15 protein-coding genes are annotated in these 16,905 nt (G+C 58.6%); 10 read left to right on the forward strand and 5 right to left on the reverse strand.

Translation table 11 applies throughout. The annotated features are described in order from the left end of the window. Positions 1-77 precede the first annotated feature (77 nt). Positions 78-971, reverse strand: coding sequence for a DNA replication terminus site-binding protein (locus tag G5380_RS06685; protein ID WP_216978392.1), 894 nt, complete (start codon positions 969-971; stop codon positions 78-80). 525 nt (positions 972-1,496) lie between these two features. Between G5380_RS06685 and G5380_RS06690 the strand changes: the two genes are divergently transcribed. Continuing rightward, positions 1,497-1,706 carry a DUF1127 domain-containing protein gene (locus tag G5380_RS06690; RefSeq protein ID WP_042083987.1) on the forward strand — a complete coding sequence of 70 codons (210 nt, stop codon included), beginning with the start codon at positions 1,497-1,499 and terminating at the stop codon, positions 1,704-1,706. 292 nt (positions 1,707-1,998) lie between these two features. Then, positions 1,999-3,024 carry a succinylglutamate desuccinylase gene (gene astE / locus G5380_RS06695; protein WP_042083984.1) on the forward strand — a complete coding sequence of 342 codons (1,026 nt, stop codon included), beginning with the start codon at positions 1,999-2,001 and terminating at the stop codon, positions 3,022-3,024. Positions 3,025-3,184: 160 nt separating this feature from the next. Here astE and G5380_RS06700 read toward each other — a convergent pair whose 3' ends face one another. Further along, positions 3,185-4,738, reverse strand: coding sequence for a lytic transglycosylase (locus tag G5380_RS06700; protein WP_005353270.1), 1,554 nt, complete (start codon positions 4,736-4,738; stop codon positions 3,185-3,187). Positions 4,739-4,808: 70 nt separating this feature from the next. Then, complete coding sequence (gloB, locus tag G5380_RS06705) at positions 4,809-5,573, reverse strand: hydroxyacylglutathione hydrolase (RefSeq protein WP_042055494.1); 765 nt, start codon at positions 5,571-5,573, stop codon at positions 4,809-4,811. 72 nt (positions 5,574-5,645) lie between these two features. On the opposite strand from gloB, the gene G5380_RS06710 reads away from it, so the two are divergent. Further along, positions 5,646-6,368 (forward strand): methyltransferase domain-containing protein, encoded by a 723-nt coding sequence (locus tag G5380_RS06710; protein ID WP_421208664.1) that lies wholly within the window; start codon positions 5,646-5,648, stop codon positions 6,366-6,368. On the opposite strand, the gene rnhA is transcribed toward G5380_RS06710, so the two are convergent. After that, the gene (gene rnhA, locus G5380_RS06715) at positions 6,356-6,820 is read right to left on the reverse strand and encodes a ribonuclease HI (RefSeq protein ID WP_005337815.1); all 465 of its coding nucleotides are present in this window, start codon (positions 6,818-6,820) and stop codon (positions 6,356-6,358) included. The genes G5380_RS06710 and rnhA overlap by 13 nt on opposite strands. A 79-nt stretch (positions 6,821-6,899) precedes the next feature. Here rnhA and dnaQ point away from each other — a divergent pair, with 79 nt between their 5' ends. Next, positions 6,900-7,634, forward strand: a complete 735-nt coding sequence (gene dnaQ, locus G5380_RS06720; RefSeq protein WP_047439188.1) for a DNA polymerase III subunit epsilon — start codon at positions 6,900-6,902, stop codon at positions 7,632-7,634. Then, positions 7,631-8,893, forward strand: coding sequence for a TIGR03503 family protein (locus G5380_RS06725; RefSeq protein ID WP_421205315.1), 1,263 nt, complete (start codon positions 7,631-7,633; stop codon positions 8,891-8,893). Before dnaQ ends, G5380_RS06725 begins: the two co-directional genes overlap by 4 nt. Positions 8,894-8,994: 101 nt before the next feature. Here G5380_RS06725 and G5380_RS06730 read toward each other — a convergent pair whose 3' ends face one another. After that, the gene (locus G5380_RS06730) at positions 8,995-10,512 is read right to left on the reverse strand and encodes an HD domain-containing phosphohydrolase (protein WP_216954328.1); all 1,518 of its coding nucleotides are present in this window, start codon (positions 10,510-10,512) and stop codon (positions 8,995-8,997) included. Between the two features lie 312 nt (positions 10,513-10,824). Here G5380_RS06730 and G5380_RS06735 point away from each other — a divergent pair, with 312 nt between their 5' ends. From G5380_RS06735 to G5380_RS06755, 5 genes are all read left to right on the forward strand, one after another. Then, complete coding sequence (locus tag G5380_RS06735) at positions 10,825-11,628, forward strand: siderophore-interacting protein (protein ID WP_069526731.1); 804 nt, start codon at positions 10,825-10,827, stop codon at positions 11,626-11,628. A gap of 278 nt (positions 11,629-11,906) precedes the next feature. Further along, entirely contained in the window at positions 11,907-13,874 is a 1,968-nt protein-coding gene (locus tag G5380_RS06740; RefSeq protein WP_421208752.1) for a TonB-dependent receptor domain-containing protein, read from the forward strand. Between the two features lie 109 nt (positions 13,875-13,983). Further along, complete coding sequence (locus G5380_RS06745; protein ID WP_047439191.1) at positions 13,984-15,000, forward strand: FecCD family ABC transporter permease; 1,017 nt, start codon at positions 13,984-13,986, stop codon at positions 14,998-15,000. A gap of 7 nt (positions 15,001-15,007) precedes the next feature. Beyond that, a complete protein-coding gene (locus G5380_RS06750) occupies positions 15,008-16,045 on the forward strand; it encodes a FecCD family ABC transporter permease (protein WP_421352555.1) in 1,038 nt (345 codons plus the stop codon). After that, positions 16,045-16,848: an ABC transporter ATP-binding protein gene (locus G5380_RS06755; protein ID WP_227342324.1), complete on the forward strand. Its 804-nt coding sequence runs from the start codon at positions 16,045-16,047 to the stop codon at positions 16,846-16,848. The genes G5380_RS06750 and G5380_RS06755 overlap by 1 nt, the downstream gene beginning before the upstream one ends. The last annotated feature ends 57 nt before the right edge of the window (positions 16,849-16,905 follow it).

Consider the following 16,905-nt stretch of genomic DNA (forward strand, 5'->3'; position numbering starts at 1 on the left):
CCTTTCATACCTCCTATCGATACAGATGCGGGATACTCGTTTATCGCGGAAAGGCGGCCCGGTTATCCCAGATCCAGTCACCCCTGATAGAGATAGAGGTGCAGCCGCTCGATGATGGGCTCGCCGCCAATTTTGCGATCTCGCCGCGCCTGCCGGCTCTTGGGAGGATAGTTGCCCAGATGGGTGACTGCAGGCGGGGTATCGGAGCAGAGCAGCAGAGGCAGGCTCGCCTTGATCTGCTGCTTGCGCGGGGTGCGCTCCAGCCAGAGCAGGTTGATCATCGGGTGAGTCTTGACCGGGCGGCGGATCCGCAGCTCGGCATCGGCGGGCAGACGGCGAATGTCGTACACCTCCTGATCCACCATCTTGCTCCACTCCTCGTTGTTGGAGAGGGCCGGTATGTAGCGGCGGCTGCGCTCCAGCATCTCAAGCACCTGCTCGCGACTGAGGCGATTGATGGTCTGCTTGTCAGCCCAGGTAAAGCCAAGGGATTGCAGCTCCCCCGCCAACAGGGTCAGTTTGCGGTAGACCTGCAGAGTGATCACGCCGGGCAGGGCGGTATGTACCAGCTCGAACTTCTCGTCCCGTCCCCCCGCCTGTTGCACCAGCCCCTTGAAATCGAGCTTGCGCTGATTGATCTCCTCAACCAGAGGCTGGATCAGCGGAGCGGCGGCGGCAGGAAAGCGCAACCAGCCGGGCAGCCGATGAGTTGCCTTGGTGGAGCAGCCGGGGCGGGCGCTGTGGTCCCGATAAGCGGCGAGGGTGGCCGCCAGCGCGGCTTCACCGTTGAGATAGCCCACCTCAATTTGCTCGATCGGGTCGTGTTCTTCCCCCTGTGGCACCGGGGGGAGGGGATAGACATGGGCCTCCTGCAGCTCGAGTTGGCCAAGCAGATCGGCCAGCTGGTTGAGAGAGGCTTCAATGGCGGCCATCTGTTGACGCAGGGCGGCGGTCGGGGTAAAGGTATCCATCGATGATCCTGTGGTCTGACCCGCTGTTGACGACACCAGGTATGACATCGCTGCGGGTAGCAAAACTACTGTATAAATAAACATACCAGCATGCGGTTAGAGTGCCAAGAGGCACTTTGAGGAGGGGGCAATGTGCGCCTCTGAATGGGGATGCGGTGCTGGTTTTATTTATGTTTCATTGTGTTAAATAAGGGTCATCACAAGATCATTAAATTAACAATTTCGTGTAACTCCGCTGTTGCCAGTTGTTCACACCTTGTCCATCCCTGCATATGTAAAGCAGTAAAATGCATATATAGATGGGTGCCATGCAGCACAATATGCTGCGGGCCGTTGATGGTCGAATAGTGACTTAATTATTCTTTATAAATCAAAGTATTAAAATTGTATCAGTCAGTTTTTTACTATTAGTTTTCCTAATGTAACGTATCAAAATTCGTCAATTGAGTCGGCCCTGCTCCCTGACTAAGCTTTGCGCATCAAATAAAGCCCAGTGCGTAAACAAATATTCAGAGGAGCCATATCATGGCCAACATGACTTATACCGAAACCGGTTACCAGCATTCTAGCCAACTGAATCTGGCTGCTCGCGTAAAAATGACCGTTCTGACCTGGCTGGAGCGCAGCCGCAGCCGTCGCCAGCTCTCCGAGCTGCCCGAGTACCTGCTTAAAGACATCGGCCTGAACGAAGCTGACCGTTATCAAGAGACCACCAAGCCGTTCTGGCGTGGTTGATCAACCGGGCATGGATGCCTTGTTTTTCTGCTGAGTCGTTTGCTGTTCTGCCCTGTGGCGACCGGCCGCCATGTCTGTCATTGTCTGTTTTATATCCCCCGTTTTCCCCTTGTTATTTGTTGGTCCTTTTTCCTCTCCTCTTTATTCCACATCGCTACTGTCATTGCTGTCATCGTTCGATTGTTATCACACTTGTATCGTTAATGTTTGAATTTGTTTAAAAAACGATTTTAAGCCGCGATGCCTTGCGTATAATCCGGCCATAGTATTCCAGAGCGAGAGGGTGAGACGGATGATTCCCCAGCACGATTTTTTGGCCTTGACCCGCAGCCATGAGTGGCAGCTTGAGCCCTTTGAATCTGCCCTGCCCGATGGTGCGCGGGTCAGCGTCTGGGATACGGGCGTGCTCTGTCTGGAGCCTGCCAGCGGCGCGGGCGGCCAGCCGGGAGGGCGCAAGGATATCGTCCTCTCCTGCGGTATTCACGGCAACGAGACCGCTCCCATCGAGATCTGCAACCAGCTGCTGAGTCGTCTGCTCTCAGGCGAGCTGAGCGCCCGTCATCGGGTGCTGTTCCTGTTTGGCAATCCGGCGGCGATGAATCTGGGGCTGCGGGAGGTGGAGGAGAACATGAACCGGCTCTTCTCCGGAGCACACAGCAAGGGGGAGGGGCTCTGCAATCGGGAGCGGATCCGCGCCATGCGCCTCGAGCAGTATGTGAGCCGCTTCTTTGCCGATCCGGCTCGTCCCCGTTACCACTACGACCTGCACACCGCCATTCGCGGTTCGCGCCACGAGAAGTTTGCCGTCTACCCCTTCCCCCACGAGCGGCCTCACTGCCGCGAGCAGGTGCAGTTCCTCGGCGCCTGTGGGGTGCGTACTATTCTGCTCTCCGCCAGCCCGACTACGACCTTCAGCTACTACAGCTCCCGCCAGCATGGTGCCCACGCCTTTACGGTGGAGTTGGGCAAGGTGCGCCCGTTTGGCGAGAACGATATGACCCGCTTTATCGAAACCCGTCAGGCGCTGCAGGAGCTGGTCACTCAGGATGAAGTGGCACTGGAGCCGTGGCGGGCGGATGATTTCACCCTGTTTGCCATCGATCGGGTGATCACCAAAAAATCGGCGGACTTTCGCTTCCTGTTCGCCAGCGATGTGGACAACTTCACCGAATTCCCCCAAGGGTTCGTGCTGGCCGAGGATGGCGAGCTGCGCTACACGGTCGAGAAGCCGCGTGAGGCGGTGGTCTTCCCCAATGCCAATGTGGCGATCGGCCAGCGCACCGTGCTGATGGTGGTGCCGACAAGGCTCTGGGAATAGCGGTGATAGCTTTGCCTGCAGAGCGGTGATGCATCCGCAGGCGGCGCCAAGCCATTGTTTTAGTCGGCGGCTCAGACACAGTAGCGGTTAGCCGCAGTAATAAAAAACGGGGCCAGTCAGATGACAGGCCCCGTTTTTTATCGGGTTCAAGCGGTGAGGCTTAGCTGTTGTTCTTCACAAACAGGGTCAGCTCCTGACCGGGCTTGAGGTAATCCCCTTTATCCAGCTGATTCCAGCGCATCACATCGTTGATGGCCACCTGGAAGCGAGCCGCGATGGAGGAGATGGAGTCGCCACGGCGAACCTGATACACCATCGATTTGTCGCTCTTCTTCCCTTGCTTGGGATAGACCACCAGCTTCATGCCTGGCTTGAGCGCCGACTTGGCATTCAGACCATTCCACTTGGCGAGCTCTTCGTGGGAGACGCCGTGTGCCTGGCTGATGCTCCACAGGTTGTCACCCGAGCGCACCTTGTAGCTGACTTTGGCCTTCTGGCTGCTGCCACGGCTTGCCAGCTGTTGCGGTTTGCTGGCGGAGCTGGCCTTGCTGCTGACCTGACCGTGGGTCGGGATCACCAGTTGCTGACCGCGACGCAGGTTGTTGCTGCGCAGATTGTTGGCCAGCTTCAGCTCGTTCACGCTGACGCCATGATTCTGGGCAATGCGCGACAGGGTATCGCCACTGGTGACCTGATAGGAGCGGGTACGAATACGCTCGCTCTTGGGCAGATCGGCCAGTGCCAGCTCCAGGGTATCGGCATACTCTACCGGTACCAGCAGGCGGTAAGGGCCACGGGGCGACATCACGCCACGGCTCAGGGCCGGATTGACCTCCTTGAGCTGTGACGTGCGCAGACCGGCCAGTTGGGCGGCCACATTCAGATCGATCTGGCTGCCGGTCTCCACCACTCGCAGCTTCGGCTCGTTGGCGAGCACCGGCAACTGGATATTGTATTTGTCAGCATTGCTGATCATGTCAGCCATGGCGAGGATCTTGGGCACATACATCCGGGTTTCGCGCGGCAGATCGAGCGACCAGTAGTCGGTCGGCTTGCCTGCGCGCTGGTTACGCTGGATGGCGTTGCGCACCCGGCCTTCACCGGCATTGTAGGCGGCCAGCGTTTGCAGCCAGTCACCGTCAAAGAAGCGGTTCAGGTATTCCAGATAGTCGAGCGCCGCATTGGTGGAGGCCAGCACATCGCGCCGTCCATCATACCAGTTGTCGTGGCGCAGACCGAAGTTTCTGCCTGTCGCTGGCACAAACTGCCAGAGTCCGACGGCATTGCTGCGGGATCGGGCATGAGGATCAAACATGCTCTCGATCATCGGGACAGTAATAAGCTCCATTGGCAGCTCACGCCGTTCAATCTCCTCTACCATCAGATAGAGGTAGGGTTCAGCCCGGCTGGCAATGGTCGCCAGATGCTTATCATTGCGCAACAGCCACTCACGTTGCTGGCGGATGCGCGGGTTGTCCGGAGTTTCCAGTTGCATATCATCGCTGATACGCACCCACAGATTGTCCGTCTCTTCCATTTCATCCAGTTGTTCATCGCCAAACAGGAAATGGGAAGAGTGTTTTTTATGCGCTTTTTTCTTGACCTGGGGGGACTTGATCGGCTCGATTGCCGTTAGCGCCCGGTCATCCTGATGGCTCAGGTTTTGGCAGCCGCTGAGCAACAGCGCTGCCAATAAGGCCGTTCGTACCTTCATCTCGTTCCGGTCATTTTTGGGAAAAACAGCCCGCATCATAAGGGGCAATGGCCCCCTGATCAAGGTTTGTTCAAAAAACGTCCTTCCACTGACGCAAGATGGTGAAGGTATCTACCGGATTTTCCACGCATTTTAGCCCCTTCTTTTCAGCAGAAAATTTTACCGAATCGAGCTCGCAGCGCAGAAAAACATTAAACTTGCGTTCATCCTCCAGCCGGGTGGGCAGGCTTGGCAGCCCTTGTTGCCGCAGTTTGCTGATCAGTCCGATCTGATCACGGATCGCCGGATTGTCCGGTTCAACTGCATAGGCAAAGCGCAGGTTGGAGAGTGTGTACTCATGGGCGCAGTAGATCAGGGTCTCGTCGGGCAGGGCGGCAAGGCGCTGTAACGAGTGGTACATCTGTTCCGGCGTCCCTTCAAACAGGCGGCCACAACCGGCCGAGAAGAGGGTATCGCCACAAAAGAGCATGCCGTTACCATAGTAAGCGATATGGCCACGGGTGTGCCCGGGCACATGGATTACCTCGAGGGCGAGGCCGTGCCAGTTGATCTGATCACCATCTTCGAGCCACTGGCCATGATGATCCGGCATGGGGTCAAGTTTGGGGCCATACAGTCTCGCGTGGGGGAAGTGCTCGAGCAATGTGCTGACGCCTCCCACATGGTCATGATGGTGGTGGGTGAGCAAGATGGCATCAAGCACGAGATCCAGTGCCGAGAGCCGCTCCAGCACGGGGGCGGCATCGCCCGGATCGACAACCAGACAGTGATTTTCGTGTCTAATCAACCAGATGTAATTGTCATTAAAGGCTGGAACTGTGATCACTGGATACATGAGTCTGCTTCTCTTTAGGGAGGGTATCTTATATAACAGGATGGCGTTCGAAACCGCGAGTTGAACCCTATTATGCAGGTGGCACGTACCGAACAACAAATCGAGATCCCGACCAGCTGGTCAGCGCTGCCTATGGGTGACTGGGTGGCGGCCGAGATCCAGGAGCGGCTCGACAGATGGTGCCCCAACTTGTTCGGGTATCACTTGCTCAAGGTCGGAGCCCTGAGCGCCGAGCTCTCCTGCAAATGTTCATCCATTCGTCATCAGGTGGGTGTCGCGCCTGAGGGACGACTGCTGGACATCTATGGCGATCCCCTCGAGCTGCCGGTGCGAACCGGCAGCGTCGATGCCTGTCTGCTGGCTCACTGCCTCGATTTCTCCGCCGATCCCCATCAGGTATTGCGTGAAGCCGAAAGGGTGCTGACCGATGATGGCTGGCTCATCATCAGTGGTTACAATCCGGTGAGTCTGGTGGGAGTTGGCCACTGTATCCCTTTTTTACGGCGCAAGTTGCCCTGGTCTGCTCGGATGTTTACCCCTGGGCGGGTGACGGACTGGCTGCATCTATTGGGGTGTGAAGTGATGTTTGACGAGCGTTTCGGTTACTCGTTTATGGGTAAACAGAGCTGGCACAGCTGGTGGCGGGAGAGTATCGGGCGGGATTATTGCAAGGCGTTTGCGTCGGTATACGTGATTGCTGCCCGTAAACGGCGTTTTCCACTGATCCCGGTGCGGCGGCGCTGGCAACTGCCAAAGTCCCTCGCCACACCGGGCATGGCCCGTCAGGGCTGGTAACCGGTATCCTCGGCCAGATCCTTGCCGCAGGCGGCATCTCTGGCCAACTCGTCGCACCGTTCGTTCTCCGGATGGCCGGAGTGGCCCTTTACCCAGAGCCACTCAATCTGGTGGCGACCCACTTCTGCATCCAACTCCTTCCAGAGATCGACGTTCTTGACCGGTTGACGATTGGCGGTCATCCACCCCTTCTTTTTCCAGCCGATGATCCACTGGGTGATCCCCTGGCGCACATATTGGCTATCGGTGGTGAGGCGCACCTTGCAGGGCTCGTTGAGGGTTCGAAGCCCCATGATGGCTGCCATCAGCTCCATCCGGTTATTGGTGGTCAACTTGAATCCGGCGGAAATTTCCTTGCGGTGCTTGCCGTAGACCATCACGGCCCCGTAACCACCCGGGCCCGGATTGCCGAGGCAGGAGCCGTCGGTATAGACATCAATCTGTTTTAACATGAGCAATCAATCTGTTTTAACATGAGGCTTGGGGTAAACTAGCGAGTAAGTAAAGCCGAAGTTTGACATAGATTGGATCATGAACACACCCCAACTGAATCGCCAGATCATTCTGGATACTGAAACCACAGGTATGAATACGGCGGGCGGCCCTGTCTATCTGGGGCACCGCATTATCGAAATCGGCTGTGTGGAGGTGATCAACCGCAAGCTGACCGGTAACCACTATCACGTCTATATCAAGCCTGATCGTCTGGTCGACCCGGAAGCGATCCAGGTGCACGGTATCACCGACGAGTTTCTGCGTGACAAACCGTCGTTCAGCCAGATCGCCGACGAGTTCCTCGAGTTCATCCGCGGCGCCGAACTGATCGCCCACAACGCGCCGTTTGACGTGAGCTTCATGGACTACGAGTTCAGCAAGCTCGGACTCAACTTCAAAACGGCGGATATCTGCACCATCACAGATACCCTGGCGATGGCGCGGGATCTCTTCCCCGGCAAGCGCAACAACCTGGATGTGCTGTGCGATCGTTACGGTATCGACAACTCCCACCGTACCCTGCACGGGGCTTTGCTCGATGCGGAGATCCTGGCGGACGTCTACCTGCTGATGACCGGCGGCCAGACCAAACTCAATCTGGCCACCGAAAGCAACGAAAACGAAAGCAATCAGGACACCAGTATTCGTCGGTTAGAGAGCAACCGACCCGCCCTCAAGGTGGTGCGTGCCAGTGCCGAGGTTCAGGCCCTGCACGAGGCGAGACTGGATCTGGTACAGAAAAAGGGAGGAAGTTGTCTGTGGCGGCAATGAGCAAGTGGTGTGCCGGTCTGCTGTTGTTGCTCTCGCTGGGGGCGATGGCGACCGAGGTATTTGCCCCTTCCGATATTCCGCTGCTGGATAACCGCTTTCGCATCGATTACGGCGTGAAGGAGATCACCTTCATCATCAAGCGCAAGCCGGGCACCCCGTCCGTGATCCTGGTTCGCCCCGATGGCAGCAAGCTTTACGTGGGCAAGGTCAAACCCGCAGATGTGGGTTGGCTGGCGCTGCCGGAGCATGATCTCATTACCCTGCGCAATCCCATGCCGGGCCCCTGGCAGGCGATTGGCGAGGTGGATCCCGACAACCGGGTGCGCATTCTCTCCGATATCCGGCTCGATATCGCCGCCCTGCCGATGCAGCTCTATCAGGGGGAGGTGGTCAAGCTCAAGGCGTGGTTGCTGATCAATGGTCAGCCGCCGAAAGATAAATACTATCTCTCTGATCTTGGCATGACCGTCAAGCTGCAATCGTTCAGCGATGCCGATAAGAAAGAGGTCGTGCTGGATCAAGTACTTGGCCACTATCGCGATGATGGCAAGGGGCTCGACGAAGTGCCGGGCGATGGCATCATGACGGCGGAAGTGACGCTGCATGATATTCCCGGTGGCAAGTACCGCGCCATGTTCAGCACGGGCAATCAGGTTTTTGTCCGTGCCCGTTATCAGGATGTTCTGCTTTACCCCTATCCGTTCAGCTATAACTTGTCGCCGCCTTCGGATGAGCTGGGTGCCAAGCTCTCACTGCTAATCGACCGTGATGAGCTGGATCCCGCCTCCGTGGTGGTCAAGGGGAGTGTGACCAGCAATGTGGGCGGCCTCTACGAGTTCAGCGAGACCGCCAGCGACCCCAAGCTTGATATCGATCTCTCCAACATCAAGGAGGTCGGTCAGCATGAGGTGAAAGCAACCCTCTATGGCACCACTCGCCTCGGCCGTGAGCTGAAAATCGAGTTGCCGGTGAAAACCTTCAATGTCTTCCCGCCACCGCCGCCTCCTGTAGAGGTGATGTCGGCCGCCGCTCAGGCCTCCAGCGCCGAGTCTACCGAAGAGCAGCCTGAAGAGGGAATGGGGTGGCTACTTTGGGTTCTGGTTGGGGGTGGGGTACTACTGGTGTTGCTGGGAGGCGCAGGTTTTGTGGTGATGCAAAAACGGCGTGCTTTTAAACGTGCGCTAGCAGCAGCTCAGGCTGAAAATCAACAAAACGGCCAACCGGCAGCCAAGCTAGATCTCAACTTGCCAGAGCAGTAGCCCAGACTCGGGAAAAACGATACACCAGAGAGAAGAAACCGCCCTCGATAAGCAGGGCGGTTTTTTTAGCTCGACCCCTTAGGATAAGGGATTGGCAGCAATCAGTGATCGCCGATATAGACATCCTTGTTCTGCTCGCGGATTTCGAGGAACTTGTCCAGATTGGCCATCATCAGCTCGACCAACTGGGGGTCGAAATGCTGCCCCTTCTCCTCTTCAATCAGGGCCAGCACCTTGTCCAGCGGCCATGCTTTCTTGTAGCAGCGATCCGAACCCAGGGCATCGAACACATCGGCCAGTGCCACGATCCGTCCTTCCAGTGGGATATCGGCCCCCTTCAAACCGCGGGGATAACCGCTGCCATTCCACTTCTCATGGTGATTGCCTGCTATGGTGGCGCCAATCTGGAACAACGCCAGATCGCTGCCGGAGAGCATATCCTGACCGAGTTGGGCATGAGTTTTCATGATCTCCCACTCTTCCGGGGTCAGCTTGCCCGGTTTGTGCAAAATGGCATCGGGAATCCCCACCTTGCCAATGTCGTGCAGTGGTGAGGCCCGTTTAACCAGCTCGCTCTGCTCTTCGCTCATCCCCAGCAGATGGCAGAAAAGCTCGGTGTAGAGCGCGACCCGTTTGACGTGTAACCCTGACTCCTTGGAGCGGGTTTCGACCAGTTCGCCGATGCGATAGATGATCTCCCGCTGGTTGTCGGCGATCACCTCGTTGAGCCGGATATTTTCCAGTGCCACTATGATGTTTTCGGTAAACAGGGTCAGCAGGCTGGTATCGATCTGACTGAGCTGGCGAGTGGTCTCGATATGAAACAACAGGTGGTGGCGCGGGTTTTGGCAGTAGAGCACCATCTGGTTGGTGTTGTAGATATTGCAGCCCCGGGTCATGGCCTGACGCAGTATCTCGGGTGCCTCTGTCAACCGCACCGGGGGATGACCTGGCAGCAGGGGCTCCAGCAGTTGATCCTTCACTTCGTAGGCATATTGTTTTACATCGTAAATCTGGGTCTCTCCCAGATGGAGCAGGGCGCTCAGCTGCTCTTGGGCGCCTTCGACAAACTGACGCAGCGCCCGTTTCTCAAAGATCCCCTTGGAGGCTTCGATGACTTTTTCCAGCCCTTGCCGGTTGCTTTCCAGGGTGCGGATATCCCGATAGGAGCGCAGGCTGGCCCGCAGCAGGGTGCGCAGCTTCTGGGAGGTGAGCTCGGTTTTATCCTTGTAGTCGTTGATGTCGTAGTTGGTCACCACGTCATCTTCCGGCGCTTGGCCGGGTTGGCCGGTACGCAGCACGATGCGTACCATCTTGTTTTGCAGCTCTTCACGGACATATTTGACAACATCAAGACCGGCGTGATCGACCTCCATCACCACGTCCAGCAGCAGCAGTGCAACATCCGGGGTGGTGGCCAGCAATTTTTTTGCCTCTGCAGCCGAATAGGCATGCAGAAACTCGATGGGACGATTGTCAAACTCGAATTTGTTTAAAGTGATCTTGGTGATGCGATGCACTTCCGGTTCATCGTCAACAATCATCACCCTCCAGCCTGCTTGCTGCGCGTCGGGGAGGGAGAGCTCGTCATCATCAATAATCAGGATCTGGTCATCCATCATACAATCCTGTTTGGCATCCTGTGCTTACATTAACTGCTTCACTAAGGATAGGAAACTTATTGAGAAATAAAATTTGATCTCGAAAAACTATGGTCGAAATAGGCAAATGGAACCCTGCGTGACAGTGTTGTTGTCCGGCTGCTTTCTTCGTCCAATCATGGGACTAGCGTGCATAAGCCCGTTTCTCTGTTCGGGGGCTGATGGTAGTGATTAGTGATGTTTGAGCCGGATAGACGAGAAATAATCGCATTTGATAGTGATTCCCATTTGTGTGTAGCATAGGCAACACACTCAACGAGGAGCCTCATTGTGTCCCCATCTCTGCCTCCCAATCGTCCCCGTCTGCTGACTGTCAAAGCCATTACCCAGATCACCCCTCATTTGCGTCGTATCACCTTTGGTGGCAGCGAACTGGCTGACTATCCCTTCACCTGCGGTGGGGCCCATATCAAGGTGATGCTGGCCCAGCCCCATCAGGTAGAGCCGGTGCTGCCTGCAATGACCCCGAGCGGCCCGCGCTGGAGTGACCCGGCTGACAAGCCGGTGATCCGCACCTACACCATCCGCGCGTTTCGCCGTGATGAGCAGGAAATTGATATCGACTTCGTGCTGCACGGTGACGGCGGGCCCGCCAGCGCCTTTGCTACCCATGCCAAGCCGGGAGAGAAGGTAATCCTCTCCGGGCCGGGTGGTCCCAACCCTATGCTGCAACCGGCCGATCACTACTGTCTGGTAGGGGATCTCACCGCCTTGCCCGCCATCATGGCGATGTGCGAGGTGATGCCTGCCGATGCCAGAGGGGAAATTGCGATTCTGGTGCCGGATCAGGCCGATGCTCAGCCGTTGACGCTGCCGGTCGGGGTGCGCTGTCACTGGTTTGTCGGCGAGCCCGAGTCCAGCGGCCTGCTGGAGCATGTGATTGCTCTGCCGCTGGTGCGCGATGGTGGCTTCTTCTGGCTGGGTGGGGAAGAGGCGCTGGTGCTGCCGCTGCGCCGCCATTTTCGCTCTGTGCTCGAGGTGGATCGCCAGTCGCTCTACGCCGTGCCGTACTGGCGCCGGGGCAAGAGTGAAGAGGCCTATCACCAGACTCGCCACGATGTGATGGATAATTAAGCGGATGCGAAAGAATACCTGATTCACTCTTGCAAATAAAAATGATTTGCATTTAGTATTGCGCCGTCCCGATGTCAGTCGGTACGGCGCTTTTGTTATTGATGGCTGCGAGTGGCATAGCACAACGCAGGGCCTGCCGTAATGCACTGATGTTCGGGGTGATGGGGCATGGACGACTGTTCATGCCAATGAACTCCATCACTTTGCACCGGGTCTGGCGAGGTCAGACAGGGATGTCGGTGGTGTTGGCCTTGGTTGTTTTATGTGGAGTGTTGATGATGCGTACATCATCCCGACGATTTGCAGTGCATCCGCTGGTGTTGTCCCTTTTTGCCCTGCCAGTTCTGGCCCAAGGGACTGCGCCTGTCACCGTTCATGAAACTATGGTGGTGACGGCGAGTAAAACCCGGCACAGCGAGCTGACCGCCCCGGCCAGCGTCTCTGTGGTGACTCGGGCCGAGCTCGACAAGCTCAATGTCAATGACCTCACCGGCGCTCTGAAACAGTTGCCGGGGGTCAATATCAGCCCTGCTACCAGCTACGGCCGCAGCGAGATCAAGTTGCGCGGGCTGGAGGGGGATTACACCCTGTTGCTGGTCAATGGCCGGCGTATCAGCTCCCGCGATGCTCTTACCTCCGGTTATGGCAATGATTTCGATCTCTCTGCCATCCCCATGGCGGCCATCGAGCGTATCGAAGTGATCCGTGGCCCCATCTCCTCCCTCTACGGTGCCGATGCGCTGGGTGGGGTGGTCAATGTCATCTTGCGCCAACCCGGGGAGAAGACCGAAGCGGCTGCCACCTATACCTTCAGCGACCCCACCGATGGTCACGGCGGGGATATCAACAAGGCGAGTGCCTATGTGGGCGGGGCACTGATCGACAACAAACTGCTGGCCAACCTGGTGGTGGAAGGGAACCACCGGGACGCCTGGCAGAGCGAGCAGAGCATCAACCCCAAGGCCGATGCCATCGAGCAGCGTGAAAAGCTGGGGATCCTCTCCAACGTCAAATGGCTGATCGACGATCGTCAGGATCTGGATGTGGGGATGAACTACGCCAAAGACGATCGGGAGGCCCACTGGAACAACTACGGCCAGACGCCGCGCAATATCCAGCAGATGGAGCGACTGGGGCTCAATGCCACCCATGTCGGCCGTTGGGATCAGTTCGACAGCCGGGTCGGCTATGCCTTCGAGCAGGTTGATCTCTTTGATGACTCCGAACTGATGACGGCGCTGAGCAAGACCAGCGGCGATGTGAGCCAGACCAACCACACCTTTGATGGCCAGCTGAGCGGCAATCTGGGCAGCCACCTGCTGACCAGCGGTGCCGAGTACCGCATCACCGAACTCAAGCATAATGTCAACCTCAAGGGGGGCGATGTCAGCGTCAACCAGAGCGCGCTCTATCTGCAGGATGAGTTTGGCTTTGGCGATCTGGCGTTGACCCTGAGTGGCCGAGTCGATCACCACGAGACCTATGGCACCGAGTTCAGCCCCCGCGGTTATGCCCTCTACAGCCTGACTGACAACTGGGTGGTCAAGGGCGGCATTGGCAAGGCATTCAAGGCGCCGACCATTGCCCAGTCCAACCCGGATTATGCCGTAGCCGCCTGTCGCGGTCGCTGCGCCGTAGTGGGCAACCCGGATCTGAAGCCGGAAACCGCCGTCAGCTACGAGCTGGGCACCGCCTATGATGGTTCGTTCTGGGGCGCCGGGGTTACCGCCTTCCACAACGATATCAAGGACAAGATCCAGAGCGAGGCATGGACCTCCACCTGGCGTCCGGCGGTGATGACCTATCAGAACGTCAGCAAGGCCCGCATCAAGGGGGTGGAGCTGAGCGGCTGGTTTGATATCACCGATGCCCTGACCCTCTCCAGCAACGTCACCCTGATCGACGCGGAGGACAAGACCAGCGGCAAGGATCTCTATCGGACGCCGGAGCATACCGGCAACGCCAAGCTGGAGTGGCAGGTCGTCGAGAGCCTGAGTACCCAGCTCGGCTGGAACTACACCGGCAGCCAGATCCTTCCGGTTCCGCGCATGAGCGGCACCACCTATGAGACCACCGCCGGATTCCATACCCTGGATATCGGGGCAGTCTGGAACGCCACTCGGGCACTGGATCTGAAGTTCGGGCTCAACAACCTGACCAATACCAAGCGTGACTGGGTTGCCACCGAGGCCGATCAGATCCTCGACGGGCGCACTGTCTATGCCGGTGTGGCCTACAAGATGTAGTGGCTGAGCGGGAGCCCGCACTGGCGGGCTTCCGCTGTTGCCACGGTATCACCTCGGATGACGGCTTTTGTGTCAACAAGATGGCATTGCAATCATAAGGAGTTAAAGGGTGTTTAGAGACCAGACCTCGCTGTTCTGGCTGGGATTATTCCTCCTGTTCATACTGCTTTCTCTCTCGCTCGCCACCGGTGCGGGTGTTTATGGTGCCCGCGAGGTGTTCGGCTACCTGATGGGTGACGCGCCTTGGGCGAGTGACGAGAAGCTCGCCATGGTGCTCAATACCTTGCGACTGCCGCGCACCCTCTGCGCCATGGTGGTCGGCGCCTCTTTATCTCTGGCGGCCTCCTTGTTGCAGAGCGCGACCCGCAATCCGCTGGCGGAGCCCGGCCTGCTCGGCGTCAACGCCGGGGCCGTCTTTGCGCTGGTGGTGGGGCTCACCTGGTTTGGGGTGGAGTCCGCCTACGGCTATCTGCTCTGGGCCGGACTCGGTGCGCTGCTCGGCAACGTGATTGTGCTGGGGCTCGGCATGATGATTGGCCGCTCCAACCCCCTCAAGCTCATTCTGGTCGGGGTGGCGCTTTCCGCCACCTTCGGCGGTCTCTCCAGCTTTCTGCTGCTCTCCAACAAGATGGTGCTGGAGCAGTACCGCTTCTGGAACCTCGGCTCCCTGTCGGCGGCCAATCTCGATGCCATCATCGCCGTGCTGCCCTTCGTGCTGGCGGCGTTTGTCATCACCCTGCTGCTCTGTCGCCAGCTGACCCTGATGCAGATGGGGGACAGTCAGGCCCAGGCGCTGGGGATCCGCCCAAACCGGGTGCGAATTGGCGTGCTGCTGGCCGCCACCCTGTTTACCGCCAGTGCCATCGCCATCGCCGGCCCTATCGGCTTTGTCGGCTTTCTGGCCGCCTACTGTGGCCGATTGGTGGAGCCGGTGAAGCTGTCGGTGCAGGTCTGTTTCTCCGCCCTGTTCGGCATGCTGTTTCTGCTGTTGGCCGACATTCTGGCGCGCTGGCTGATCCAGCCGTTCGAGCTGCCCAACGGGGTTATTCTGGCCCTGATTGGCGCGCCTGTACTGATCGCCATTGTTCATCGCGGGGGCTTTCGTACCCTACTGACCGTCAAGTGAGGGGCTGATGCGCACACCTACCGATATGCTCTGCCTGCGGGCCGGCAACCGCTCTTTGCTGATCCATCTGCCGAGCTGGCGCTGGCTTGCTCTGCTGGCCATGGCTCTGCTGGCGCTGGCTCTGCTGGCCCTGAGCGTTGGCGGCGGCAAGCTCGGCTTTGCCGGGGTGGTCAACACTCTGCTGGGGGAGGGGACGCGGCTTGAGCAGCTCACCCTGTTCAAGATCCGGCTGCCGCGCATCCTTGGGGTGGTGGTGGCGGGGGCGGCCATGGGGCTCTCCGGCTGTCTGGTGCAGACGCTGGTGCGCAACCGGCTGGCTACTCCCGACATGGTGGGGGTCAACAACGGCGCCTCTCTGGCCATCATCATCTTTTCCCTCTACCTGACGGTGGGCAGCTGGCCCTGGTGGGCAGCCCCCATCGGCGCCATCTTCGCGGCGCTGGTGCTCTATGCCCTCTGCCGCAAACCGGGCGAGCAGGGCTATCTGTTCGTGGTGATCGGCATCGGCCTCTCCGAGCTGTTCGAGGCGCTCGGCCAGTTTGTGATGTCCACTCAGGCCCTGCTGCACCTGAGTTCCCTCTATCTGTGGAATATGGGCAGCTTTATCGCCGTGGGTTACAGCACCATCACCCCCATCGCCATCCTGTTGCTGCTGCTCTGCCCCTGGATCGTCTATCTCTCCCGCGCGCTGGCGGTGCTGCGCTTTGGTCCCGAGATGGCCAGAGGGCTTGGCGTCAACGGCGATCGGGTACAACTGGGCATTCTGGCCCAGGCCATTCTGGTGGCGGCGCTCGGCACCGCCATCGGCGGCCCCGTGGTCTTTATCGCCATGGCGGCCCCCATTCTTGCCTCCTGGCTGGTGAAAGACCGGGTGGTGCCGCTCTGGCTGGCGGCACTCAGCGGCGCCTTGCTGCTGCTTGCCAGCGATACCCTGGTCCGGGTGCTGGCCAGCCCTCACGAGGTGGCGACCGGCATCATGACCCGCATTCTCGGCGGCCTGTTGCTGCTGTTTCTTCTCGTTAACGATCGCCAGAGGGCTGACTGATGACGCTCACCGTAAATCGCCTCCACTTCGCCTATCAGCAGACCCCCATCCTGCGGGACATCTCTTTCAGCGTGCCGAGGGGCAAGCTGGTGGGGATCGTCGGCCCCAACGGCTGCGGCAAATCGACCCTGCTCAAGCTGCTATCCGGCCAGATGAAAGCCCAACGCGGCGAGATCCTGCTCAAAGGCAAGCCGCTTGCCAGCTACCCCATGAAGGGGTTGGCGCGGGAGCTCGCCTATCTGCCCCAGCGGCCGACCCTGCCTGCCGGCATTCTGGTGGAGCAGCTGGTGCAGTATGGCCGCCACCCTCATCAGGGCTGGTTCAATCAGTGGGGCGAGGAGGATGCCCGCATGGTGCGTATTGCCTGCGAGCGAATGCAGCTTGAGGGGATCTGGCAGCAGAGCGCTGCGTCCCTCTCCGGCGGGCAGGCACAGCGGGCGTGGCTGGCGATGATCCTGGCGCAGGACAGCGACATGGTGCTGCTCGACGAGCCCACCAGCGCCCTCGATATCGGTCACCAGACCGAGGTGATGGAGGCGATCCATCGCATCACCGCCGAGGGCAAAACCGTGCTGCTGGTGATCCACGATCTGGCGATGGCGGCCCGCTACTGTGACGAGCTGATCGCCATCGGCGAGGGGACCGTTGCCGCCATGGGCCCGGCCCGGGAGGTGGTGACCAAGTCCTTGATCGACCGGCTCTACCAGACCAGTGTCGACATTCTGCATGCCCCCGGCGACGGGGCGCCCATTATCGTGCCCCGTCGCCACGAACATGGCCGTGCCCTGCGTTCGGCGAGTTGAGTCATATGGGCCTGCTCTGTGGGCCCACCGAGTGTATTCACGCGGCCGATTATCCGG

This window comes from Aeromonas sp. 604443 (genome assembly GCF_049170315.1).
GTDB lineage: Bacteria > Pseudomonadota > Gammaproteobacteria > Enterobacterales > Aeromonadaceae > Aeromonas > Aeromonas veronii_A.